The sequence below is a fragment of the Pseudomonas sp. genome, assembly GCF_028293835.1.
GTDB lineage: Bacteria > Pseudomonadota > Gammaproteobacteria > Pseudomonadales > Pseudomonadaceae > Aquipseudomonas.
Map to the genome: position 1 here is coordinate 22550 of NZ_JAQGNX010000081.1, position 6234 is coordinate 28783.

General features: G+C 50.9%; 5 protein-coding genes and 1 pseudogene. 4 read left to right on the top strand and 2 right to left on the bottom strand.

The window, feature by feature from the left end:
* Positions 1-11: 11 nt before the first annotated feature.
* Together JWR17_RS09910 and JWR17_RS09915 are read right to left on the bottom strand one after the other, a co-directional pair.
* The gene (locus JWR17_RS09910) at positions 12-998 is read right to left on the bottom strand and encodes a DNA polymerase III subunit delta' (RefSeq protein ID WP_299830725.1); all 987 of its coding nucleotides are present in this window, start codon (positions 996-998) and stop codon (positions 12-14) included.
* Positions 991-1329 (bottom strand): annotated as a pseudogene (locus JWR17_RS09915) (dTMP kinase); the annotation flags it as partial. The gene JWR17_RS09910 and the pseudogene JWR17_RS09915, both read right to left, overlap by 8 nt.
* 115 nt (positions 1330-1444) lie before the next feature.
* Between JWR17_RS09915 and JWR17_RS09920 the strand changes: the two are divergent.
* The 4 genes from JWR17_RS09920 to JWR17_RS09935 all read left to right on the top strand — a co-directional run.
* A complete protein-coding gene (locus JWR17_RS09920; protein WP_299830727.1) occupies positions 1445-2245 on the top strand; it encodes a deoxynucleotide monophosphate kinase in 801 nt (266 codons plus the stop codon).
* Positions 2246-2259: 14 nt separating this feature from the next.
* Entirely contained in the window at positions 2260-3519 is a 1260-nt protein-coding gene (locus JWR17_RS09925) for a hypothetical protein (RefSeq protein WP_299830729.1), read from the top strand.
* A 182-nt stretch (positions 3520-3701) separates the two neighbouring features.
* Positions 3702-4223: a hypothetical protein gene (locus JWR17_RS09930; RefSeq protein ID WP_299830731.1), complete on the top strand. Its 522-nt coding sequence runs from the start codon at positions 3702-3704 to the stop codon at positions 4221-4223.
* The coding region (locus tag JWR17_RS09935; RefSeq protein WP_299830733.1) for a tyrosine-type recombinase/integrase at positions 4216-6234 on the top strand (2019 nt) is incomplete at its 3' end. The genes JWR17_RS09930 and JWR17_RS09935, both read left to right, overlap by 8 nt.

The window sequence follows — 6234 nt, forward strand, 5'->3', positions numbered from 1 at the left end:
GAATACGGAGTCTAACCTTGTCCGGGCAAGCCTGCCCACTGCACGAGCAACGCTTCAAGCAACAAAACCCGATTAAGGTTGGCTTTAGACATGACTTTTTGACGTTGCAACAACACCCAGTCCTGAATCGCCAGCACTTTGCCCTGGCCAGACTTCTGCGCCAAATATTGCAGCACCTTGCGCATATCGTTCAAACCAAGGCCGGTTTCGTCTTCAGTCAGTTGATAACGCAAGATCAGCAGCGACCAATCGCTGAACCAATCGAACAGCAGCAACAGTGGAATATCTTTCCAGCCTTCGGCCAACTGAGTCGGTGATTGCTGCTGTTTAAGCAGCTTCTTCACCCCGTCCACCACCAGCGCCCGCTGCTCACGGACGCCTTGCGCTTGCAGGCTGACCGCCGCCAGAGGCGATCCGGCCGCCAAGGTCAACAGTTCGAAACGATCCTCTTCGGTGCAATCAGGCAGCGCCTTGGCCAACCATTCCAGGCTCATCGTCTCACTGGGCAGCGGGCAAGCCTGCTGCACGCAACGGCTTCTGACCGTAGGCAACAATCGGCTCGACTGATGGCTGACGAGCAACAGCACGGTATTGCCCGAAGGCTCTTCCAGGCTTTTAAGCAATGCGTTGGCAGCGTTGACGTTCATGGCCTCGGCAGGCTCGATCAACACCACCTTGCGCCCACCCATTTGCGCGGTCTGCACGACGAAACTCACCAGTTCGCGAACCTGGTCGACCTTGATTGCCTTGTCCGCTTCCTCCGGTTCCAGCACGTAGTGGTCGGGATGGCTACCGGCTGCCAGCAACATGCAGGATTTACACTGTCCACAGGCGTCCAGTCCTTGCGGCCGCTGACACAGCAAGCGCGCCATCAGCCGCTCCGCCAATGCACGTTTACCAATGCCCACCGGACCGTGCAGCAAATAGGCGTGGGCATGCTGCCCCCGCCCGGCCATCTGCTGCCAAAGGCTTTCCTGCCACGGGTAAGCCTCAGCCACGGTGCAGCTCCAGCAGTTCAGGCAACAATCCATCGAGGGACTGCTGAACCTCGGGCAGTGACAACGCTGCGTCTACCAATCGATAACGCGCCGGATTAGCGGCGACGCGGTTTAAATACGTGCCGCGCACAGCATCGAAGAAGGTCCGGCCTTCCCGCTCGAAGCGGTCAAGTCGGCCACGGGCTGTAGCGCGGGCCAGGCCAACCTCCACCGGCAGGTCGAACACCAGGGTCAAATCAGGTCGCAGGTCACCCTGAACAAAGGCTTCCAGCGCTGCAATCCGATCATGGGACAAACCACGGCCGCCGCCCTGATAGGCATACGTTGCGTCTTGTATCTCTTCTTGCGTGTATGTAAACATAGCCCTATTATATGCTCCTTGAGATAGATGTAAACATACCCCGCCAACCCTCAAAGCCTCGGAAACACGGGCTTCGGAGCTAGAAATGCCCAACATCATCGGCTTGGCCGCAGTCGCTCGCTCCGGGAAGGACACGGTTGCTTCGATGCTTTTGGAACATCCTGGGGTAGCTGCGTACGCTTTAGCCGATCCGCTCAAAGCAGGGTGCCAAGCCTTGTTTGGCCTGACAGATGAGCAGGCATGGTCAGATGATCTCAAGGAGAAAACAATCCAATTATGGGGTTTGTCCCCTCGCCAGATGTTCCAGCGAATGGGGACTGAATGGTTGCGAGATCATAACCCAGACCACTGGTTGCTGCGCGCAGATCGCCAGCTCAATCATCCCAACATCGATACACGCCCTCCTCTGCCCGAGGATCTCACCTCGCCCTCTTCATCTATACGGCTAGCTGTGCAAATGATTTGGGGCCTAAGCTATGAACAGGTATGGCAGTCCGATCGACGAGATCAGCCTGACGCCTTTTGGTCGATGACCCCTAATGAAATGTTTTCGATCTTATCGACGTATGTGCATCGGGACTTCCCGGGGCACGGAGTAACGAGAGCGCAACTTCCGGTAACGCCTTGTACAGCCAAGTCATTAGATACGACGGGGAAACATACCTTCGTCATCAAAGATATTCGGTATGAAAATGAAGCATCGTTTTGGCGCGGTCATTGCGGTGTAATTTGGCATATAACCCGAGACATCGCGATGAAAGTTCATTCCCACTCTTCGGAGCTTGGGATAAAAGTTGGCACTTCCGATTTACTTATTGAAAACAATGGTACAATCGAGGAGTTAAGAAAAAAAGTGGATGACGCTTGGGGAAGCCTTCCACACTAATTGAGCCAACTTGAATGAATATAGATGAGTTTCTCGCGCTAGACACTGTTGAAGCGCGCTGCGGAATGATTATTCCTTTACCCTTTGTGAAACATGCTTACTACAACACCGACTCGAATCTCTGTCTGACGCTTCACTACATTTTTGTGCGTTACGCTTCTACTGTTGTCGCTCAGAATGGCTATAGGTTGAGTTGTGCCATATGTCTTTTCTTCGACTACCTAATTGAACATCGAGCTATAAACCCCGTCGAACTGCAACCTAATCAGTTCACTGATATTTCTATAGAGATTGTTCTCGGCTATCAGGATTATTTGCTCCGAAAAAAAGAACCGATTTCAAACGCTGAAAAGCTAAAGAGCGCTTTCGCTAATGTCGCCAAACAAAATGGCACGATCCCGCTGCTGCTCTTTCCTATTATTAGGCGCCCAAAAGGCAACAAAACAGAGCCTTTAAGCAGTGACGCATACGAGTCACTCAGAATCGCACTGATGACTCATATCGATCGACTTTACGAGAAACTTGAATTTCGAAAGCTCGTTGAGATTGCATTACCCTACGAGTTCGATACCCTTCCCGTTAACGACAAGGAAAATCCTGTAAAGATCCGGCCATGGGATGTTGACCACACCCGAAGCCTGAAAACTTTTTTGGATCATGGATTTCCCATGTCGATGTCGCTAGATGAGGTCTCTAAAAACGTCACCATTTCCTACATCACAAGCTTCAAGCGGGACTGCGACAGCGTGATTAAAGTGCTTACGCATAAGTATACAGTCTGCGCCAATTACAATGGCAGCTTTAGCTTAGATCAGCTTCTGGAGATGTATTTTCCGACATCCATGGATCAAAGTGCGATTGTGATGTTTCTTCTCCTACAATCGGGATGGAATAAAGAGACCGTCTTAGGGATTGATGGCACCGACTTTGAACATATTTTGACAGGCTCGATCGATGAAAATCTCGCGGTCATTTTTTCGGAAAAATTTCGTTCTCAAGGTTTAGACAAACCGTACGATGCGCCGAAGCAGATTACTGCTTCGAGCAATCGGGAGGATCGATATTCCATCTATAGCCTCATCAAACTGGCTGGGAATCTCTCTGCACCGCTCAAAAGCTTTCCGTTCGACACCAATCCTTTTCAAAAGGCTTGGGAGGAACGAAACCCGCTTTATCTGTTTCTGAGGGCTTGGGGTGATTGGTTCAAAAATAAAAGCCGACACTCTTCAATCTCAATTCTCAATTCATATGTAACGGCGTTGAACGTTTTCTGAAGTCATATGAAGTCACGGAGAATGGGAAACGATTGCTAAGGGCGAGCGAGATCACCACACGCTTAAGGCCAACATGGTCACTCCATAAAAAACGGACCACCCCGCTCAGCATTATCTCCACTCATTTTGGCCACGAGAAGATTTCGACTACGGACGTTCATTACGATAGCTCAGGTGCCGCGATGCAAGAACGCGAGGAGCGCTTGCGAAACGAGTTAGATGCGGTGGTGACGCTACTCGTCAATCGGCAATTTAGTGGCCTGCTGGGAAAACGAGCAGCGGAGCGTGCTAACGCCTCCGTCAAGGTCTTCACCATGCCTGGAAAAGATCGCCCACTTTGGGGCTGCGAAGATCAATTAAGTCCAGACTGGCTTGGTCACGAAAACTTTGTCGAACCTGGCCGGAAGTGCTTCCGGCTTGAAAAATGCGTCGGTTGTTCCCGCGTAAGGATTTATGAGGACTCGCTCCCCTACCTAATGGAGATGCTGGCTCATATCGAATATGAGTTGGAGAACGAGAGCGAAGGACCACGAACCGCAGATTTGCTTTGGAGAAAGCAAATCCTGGAATACCTGATCAACGATTGCCACGAGGAGGAGACCATCAAGCTCGCCGTCCGTTACCGCCGGAAGCATTCCCCATTGCTGCCCCGAGACATGTCGAGCCTGCGACTGATTTTTGAAGAGGAGATGAGCGATGTCTGATTACACTGATGAACAAGACCGCATCATCGCTGAATTCGAAGCTGACGCGGAAGAGGCGGCACTGGCTACCTTCGAGGCTTTGCTGGAAGAAACGACCGGCAATTTGGAGCTGGGCAAGAGTGGATTTTTGAATAAGTTTAGGCTGTTTCCCGACGGAAATTTTCCGATCTCGCTGTATTCGAAATTCAGAGACCCCATTTGGAAATTTACGGACGAATCAAAGGGTACGCCACAGAACCTTTATTTCGACCGAGACATGCCGGGCTCAAATGAACTGAAACGCGAGTTGGTCTATCACTTGGTACCAGCATTCACACCTTTTGCACGCATTAAGTCGTTCTCCTCTACACGTGCAAAGTCTTATGACTACAGATTCATTGAGATGTATTTGCTGGAGCCCAACAGGCTGACCGCTATCCCAGAACACATCCGGCTCATCACGATTCCAATGCTGAACCAAGCATTGGACGATGCGAAAGCTAGTGGTCAGTCGAGCCACTATTCTGGGCTTTTCTTTTTTCTGCGCTTTTGGTCGTCGCTCTCAGCTCACAAGCTTCTATCTGAGGGGTTTCGTCTTTCACCTGAACTCACGGGTATTGAAACCAAAGAACGGCACAAAGACGTCCTTCAGACCTTCGCTGATTCGTTGCAGACTTGGATTCCTTTTTCAGAGCTGGAACTGGAAAAGCTGGTTAACAACGCTTTGTTTTGGCTTGAGGAAGCGACACCACGGCTGCTGGAGGCTCGAAATTACATAATCGAATCAGGAATTGAGCATTTCGCGAAAGGTGTCGTTAGGAGAGTTGGTAGACAGCCCGAATTTGAGCAAGCGATGGGAATTGAGATCAACGGGACTACAGTCCTGAGCTACAGTATGACCAACTCGTTTAGCAATAAAATACCGACAATTTCTTACCGATGGCTTTCCGACTACGCAGTCGCGATTGACAAGGTTCGAAACGCGGTGTTCGTATTCGTAGCCCTCGTAACGGGCATGCGGCGCAATGAACTCGCAGCGCTGACATTCGATGATGTGACCTGCGACCAGATCGGCCGATACTGGATAGATGTAACGCGGTTCAAAACGGCTCATGACCCCAACTACAACGGTGAAAAACAGGCGCTACCACTTCCGACTTACGTTGGAAAAATCATCGAGAATCTCAAAACCCTCAGAAGTCTCCGTGATTACTACAAAAATGGCCTGATATTTCAGACGTCTTTCAGCGCTACTGCTGTGGTGAATGAGCAACCGAACTTGCCTCAGAACATTATCTGGGACCTTGAAAAGGTCACCGGTATCGAGCGCATTCACCCTCACCGCTTTCGGAAAACTATCGCCGAAATTTTGATCAATCGGAGCGAGCGAAACATTGATGTCATCCGTTTGCTCTTTGGTCACCATAGCTACGCGATGACGCTGCAATACATTTCCCGGAACCCTTATTTGGTGCGATCAGTCGCTCAGGCTTTGGAAGAAAGCTACTCCAAAGAGTTTCACGAAATAGTCTCCGCCGTACGCGATGGTAGCTACTCCGGGGACGCTGCCGATCGCCTTGCGAAGCAAATCGTTAAGCGCCCTGAGGAATTTAAAGGCAAGCGCCTGAAAGTCTCGATCCTCATCTACGTGTCCCACTTGCTGAGCGCCGGGACTCCAATCTACGTGGGACGTACCGCCGTTGGAACCTATTGCGTCTCGGCTGATGATTTCAATGAGACCAACCTTCCTCCATGCCTCGTTGGAAGGTCAAGACCCGAAGGCCGGGTTCGTCCAGATCCAACGAACTGCCAGATCGAATGCCGTAACACCGTTGTGGTGGGTAAGGCGGAAGCGGCTATGGAAGAGAATGTCCGCTTTTATGAGGGGCTATTGGAATCCGGAGGTGACGCCATCAGCGCCAGGGCACGACGAAACATTCAGAAAAAAATTGATGCGCACAAACGTCATTTGGAAAATCTCCATGACAGCGTAACGCTGAAATCGCTGCGCATCCCAGTGCTTGAGGTGTCC